The 5,069-nt window shown below is 61.3% G+C and carries 6 protein-coding genes; 3 read left to right on the forward strand and 3 right to left on the reverse strand.

Annotation, left to right across the window (positions count from 1 at the left end; genetic code table 11):
• Positions 1-576, reverse strand: a 576-nt coding sequence (locus tag B4E36_RS07635) for a cation:proton antiporter (protein ID WP_345900194.1), incomplete at its 3' end; no start/stop codon positions are given.
• Positions 577-964: 388 nt separating this feature from the next.
• On the opposite strand from B4E36_RS07635, the gene B4E36_RS07640 reads away from it, so the two are divergent.
• The gene (locus B4E36_RS07640; RefSeq protein WP_345900195.1) at positions 965-1,435 is read left to right on the forward strand and encodes a hypothetical protein; all 471 of its coding nucleotides are present in this window, start codon (positions 965-967) and stop codon (positions 1,433-1,435) included.
• Positions 1,436-1,438: 3 nt separating this feature from the next.
• Here B4E36_RS07640 and B4E36_RS07645 read toward each other — a convergent pair whose 3' ends face one another.
• Entirely contained in the window at positions 1,439-2,170 is a 732-nt protein-coding gene (locus B4E36_RS07645) for a hypothetical protein (protein ID WP_292056179.1), read from the reverse strand.
• A 235-nt stretch (positions 2,171-2,405) separates the two neighbouring features.
• On the opposite strand from B4E36_RS07645, the gene B4E36_RS07650 reads away from it, so the two are divergent.
• On the forward strand, positions 2,406-3,542 hold the full coding sequence (locus B4E36_RS07650) for a glycosyltransferase family 4 protein (protein WP_292056177.1): 1,137 nt from the start codon (positions 2,406-2,408) through the stop codon (positions 3,540-3,542).
• A 44-nt stretch (positions 3,543-3,586) separates the two neighbouring features.
• On the opposite strand, the gene B4E36_RS07655 is transcribed toward B4E36_RS07650, so the two are convergent.
• Entirely contained in the window at positions 3,587-4,054 is a 468-nt protein-coding gene (locus B4E36_RS07655) for an Lrp/AsnC family transcriptional regulator (protein ID WP_230719010.1), read from the reverse strand.
• 197 nt (positions 4,055-4,251) lie between these two features.
• On the opposite strand from B4E36_RS07655, the gene B4E36_RS07660 reads away from it, so the two are divergent.
• On the forward strand, positions 4,252-5,069 hold an 818-nt coding region (locus B4E36_RS07660; RefSeq protein ID WP_345900196.1), incomplete at its 3' end, for an NAD(P)/FAD-dependent oxidoreductase.

Raw genomic sequence — 5,069 nt, forward strand, 5'->3', positions numbered from 1 at the left:
GGTCGCGGTGATATCGAACCCCTGACCGCCGAAGCTCGAGACGAAGATCAGCATCGGCACAACGGCGATATCCTGCGCGATCAGCACGCCGACCGCGATCCGACCGGCATCGCCGCGCAACGCATCCATCTCGTCCAGCATCTTCATCGCCACCACGGTCGAGGAAATCGCAATGACGAAGGACAGAATCACGATCTCGCGGGTGGTCACGTCCAAGAGCAGGCCGATCAGCACCGCCAGCAGGGCCGCGCTGACCAGTTGCCCGCCGACCACCAGAAGCGCCTGGCGCAAGGAGATGACAAAAGCCTTGATCGACAACTCCATGCCGATGAAGAACAGCAGCACGACAACGCCCATTTCGCCCAGGAAGGCCACGCTGTCATTGTTCTCGATCAGCCCCAGGCCGGTGGGCCCGAGCAGGATTCCGGCCAGGATGAACCCGACGAGCGGCGGCTGTCTGAGCCACAGAAAACCGAGACCGGCGAGCGCTGCAACGGCGATGACCAGCGCGACGGCCGCGAAATCGCCGCCATGGGACCCCGCCTGCGCAACGGCTTCGTGGACAACCTGCTCCATCGATTTCCTTTCGATTTGCTACGGATCAGAACATAGGCGGTAACGCCTGAAAAGCTCAAGCGTGCCGCACGTTGGAAAAAAAGATATAAGCCTGAGCAATCACTATATAACCAAAAGGTATCGCCCCTTAACCCCTTGTTCCTGAAGGGTTTAGGCACGCCAATCGCCGCGCGAGGCGCGAACAGGCATCCGCTTTTTCGCCGCAGTTTGCGCACCGCAGCAACAAAATCGCTTTGTCAGCGACGAAAATAATCATATATTCGTAACCATAAATGGAGGAGACGACATGAGCTTATCACGTTCCCTGCATACGATCCTGATCGGAGCCGCCTTCGTTTTCGTCGCGGCCATGCTGTTCATCTAAAGGATCGTCCCGCGCCGGATGGGCATGCAGCCCTTCAAGGAACCGGCGCCCCTGGTTTCGCGTTATATGACTGGACTTCGCGGCGCGGCTTTCGAGCGCACCGCGAAGCCCGTTTACCGCCGCAATTTAGTGCGACGGTCGCGCAAAACGCATGGGAGTATAGACATGTTCGAACAAAAGACTTCCGCAAGCGACATCATGGATCGCCTGCGCTTTTCCCAGAAAACACCCGTGGAACGCGCCAGCGCGATGGTGCGCGACGAGGTGGATGCGCTGGCCCGCACCGCCCGCAAACATCCGGCCGGCAGCGGCTCTGCTCTGGCCTTTGTCGGACTGTTGGCGTTCGGCCTCGGCTTCCTGACCGCCCATGCGGGCCAGGATGATTCCGTGCCGAAGAAGCGGCTGTTCCGCTCGCGTCAGCGCGTCGGCAAGCCGGTTTATCGCAAGCGCACGCCCTATTACGCCATGAAGAGCAAGCGCCGCGCCTCGACCTGAGCGTTACTGCCAGTATTCGTCGATCCACGGCGTCGGCCGGGCATATTTGTAGATTTTCTTCCAGGCCTGCTCGACCGGCCAGGCCCCGATCGCCGCCTCGTCGGGGTCGGGCTTGCCGGTGAACGCGACGATCCTGGTGCCCTCGGGAAGCTTTGGCGCTCTGAAGAAGTTCAGGGGCCAATAGGGCACGAGGGTGTGCTTGAAGCTGACGCACCAGTCGCTCGGCCAGAATTCCATCCGGTCAATGACCCTGGAAATATAGACCTGCTCAATCCCGTATTTGCGCCATATGCCTTCGCCATCGGCCTCGAAATCGGTGAAGATATGGCTATTGCGCCCGACATTCCACCGGAAGACGGAGGTGTTGCCGATGCCCTTGCCGATCTGGGTCCAGTTCTCGCAGGCGCAGAAAGCACCCGGCTTGTAATCGAACATCGCATCGATATCGCCCGTGATGACGATATCGAGGTCGAGAAACAGGACATCGCCCGAAAGATTCGCAAGCGGAGACTGCCACAGCGAGAGTTTGCGCCACGGCGTCCAGGCGATCGCGTCCGGAATGTCGATTTCGGGAAGCGGAAAGACTTCCACGGCCGGATCAACGCCGTTCGGGTCATCGGTAAAACACACCAGTCGCGTCGGACGGACGGTGTGTCGCTTGATCATGGACCAGAGACGGTTCACATAGAGCGCAGGGTAGCGTGTTCCCCATTTCATGCATACGATGGTCTGCAAGATCAAATCCTTGAAATTAGGGCGGGAACCCGACGCATCAGGACGAGGCCGGGATACTTGTCAGCCATGTAGGTAATATGGCACATCGAATGCAACCTTGGCAGTAATTTAGAATTGGGGAAAATTCCGATGGGTTGCGGCGCCCCCTTTTCTCCGGAAACCTTTTTATCCCCAGTTTCAGACGGAGCAAGCCCGAATTTGGCGAAACACATCACGATACGCGGCGTTGGCTTGCATGGATAAGACCCAGCCCAGAATTCTGCAACTGCTGCCGGCGCTCGGCGATGGCGGCGTTGAACGCGGCACCGTGGAAATGGCATCCTATCTTGCCCGCAAGCATATCGAAAACTGGGCGGCGAGCGCGGGCGGCCCGCTTCTGGAGTCGCTGAAGGCCACCGGCACGCATTATATTCCGCTGGAGGTCGGCCGCAAATCGCCGCTCGCGATCCTCGCCAATGCCAGAAAACTTGCGCGCGTCATCGATGACAACCGGATCGATATCGTGCATGCCCGCAGCCGCGCGCCGGCCTGGGCCGGGTGGCTGGCCTGTCGCCTGTCCCGGCGCAAACCCCGGTTCCTGACCACCTTCCACGGCGTCTACAGCCATGGCAACGGGTTCAAGCGGACCTATAACAACGTGATGCTGAAGGCGCCGGTCGTGGTGGCCAATTCCGCCTTCATCCGCGACCATATCATCTCGGTCTACGGCTTCCCGGCCGAGCGCATCATCCTCTCCCCGCGCGGCGTCGACACGGCGCTGTTCGATCCCGCCAAGGTGAGCGATGAACAGCGCGCGAGCGTGCGCGAAGAGCTCGGGGCGGAAGACGGCGCGCCGCTCATCACCATTGTCGGCCGCCTCACCGACTGGAAGGGCCATCGCTACCTCGTCGAGGCGGCCGATCGCGCGGCGAACAAGACCTGGCATCTCGCCATCGTCGGGTCGGGCAATGAAGGCGTTATCGCCGACCTCAAGGCTCTGGTCGCGGAGCGTGGGCTTGGCGCGCGCGTCACCATCGCCGGAAGCCGCCGCGACATTCCGGCGATCATGGCCGCGTCCGATCTCGTCGTCTCGACCTCCACGCGACCGGAAGCCTTCGGCCGGGTGGCGATCGAGGCCGAGGTCATGGGAACGCCCGTGATCGCGACCGCCCATGGCGGCAGTCTCGAGACGATCATCGACGGCGAGACCGGCTTTCTGGTCCCGCCGGCAAACGCCGACGCTCTTGCCGAAGCCATCGACGCCGCACTTGCCGACCCGGCGCGGCTGAAGGCGATGGGGCAAGCGGCACGTGCCCATGTGCTCGCCAATTTCACCGTCGAGATGATGCTGGAAAAGGAATTTTCCGCCTATGAGGCGGTGATGAGCGCGTAGATATCGCCGGGGCCGGACTTCCGCTCTGGCTTATGGGCAACGCCCTAAATCGCCACCAGACCTTCCTTCTTGATCTGGCGGATGGTGAGCATGGTGCGCACGGTGTCGACATGGGGGTTTGCGGTCAGAACCTCGATGACGAAATCCTGGAACTGCATCAGGTTTTCACACACGCAATGCAGCAGGAAGTCGGTTTCACCCGAGGTCATCCAGGCCTGGCGCACGATCGGCCAGTCCTCGCTTGCGCGCGAAAACGCCTTGAGCTCCACCTCCGACTGATGCTTCAGCCCGACCATGCAGAAGGCGACGAGATCATAGCCGAGCTTCGGCCCGTTGAGCATCGCATTATAGCCCTCGATGATGCCCGCCTCCTCCAGCCGGCGCACCCGGCGCAGGCATGGCGGCGCTGAAATGCCGACCCGCTCGGCGAGCTCGACATTGGTCATGCGACCGTCCCGCTGGAGTTCGCGCAGAATTTTAAGATCGACAGAATCGAGATCGGCGCGCATCAAGGGCTCCTGCGGCGGGAAAATCGGGCATATACGCAATTTTATTACAACATACAGCCAGATTCTTTCAACTGGGAGAAATGGTCTGTTGGTAGCTTGCCGTCCGGCCTTGAAACAGACGGCCTTCCAGCCATAAATGGGGGCAGACTTGCAACTGTTGCGGCGTGCCCCTCTTTGTGGCGCGCCAAAAGGATTTTGAGATGGCAGACCACCACACCCAGGTGCTCATCATTGGTTCCGGTCCCGCCGGCTACACCGCCGCGATCTATGCGGCGCGCGCGATGATGAAGCCGGTGCTGATCGCGGGCCTCGAACAGGGCGGCCAGCTGACGATCACCACCGATGTCGAGAACTATCCGGGCTTTGCCGATCCGATCCAGGGCCCGTGGCTGATGGAGCAGATGCTCGCCCAGGCGGAAAACGTCGGGACCGAGATCGTCAACGATATCGTGACGAAGCTCGACCTGTCCAAGCGGCCCTTCACCGCCACCACCGATTCCGGTGAAACCTGGATCGCGGATACCGTCATCCTCGCGACCGGCGCCAAGGCCAAATGGCTCGGCCTCGAGAGCGAACAGACCTTCAATGGCGGCGGCGTTTCGGCCTGCGCCACCTGCGACGGCTTCTTCTATCGCGGCAAGGACGTGGTGGTCGTCGGCGGCGGCAATTCCGCGGTCGAGGAAGCGCTTTACCTTGCCAATATCGCCAAGACCGTGACGGTCGTGCACCGGCGCGACACGTTCCGCGCCGAGCGCATCCTTCAGGAAAGGCTGTTCGCGCTGGAAAACGTGAAGATCGTCTGGGATCACGCGGTGGAGGAAATCGTCGGTACCAGCGCCGTGCCGCCGCTTCCGCCATCGGTCACCGGCGTCGCGGTGAAGAATGTCAAGACCGGCGAGAAGCAGACCATCCCCGCCGATGGCGTGTTCATCGCGATCGGGCACACGCCGCAGGTCGACCTGATCCGCGACCAGCTCCGCCTGAAGCCCAACGGCTATCTGTGGACCGAGCCGGGCAC

Source organism: Martelella sp. UBA3392, from assembly GCF_002358775.1.
GTDB lineage: Bacteria > Pseudomonadota > Alphaproteobacteria > Rhizobiales > Rhizobiaceae > Martelella > Martelella mediterranea.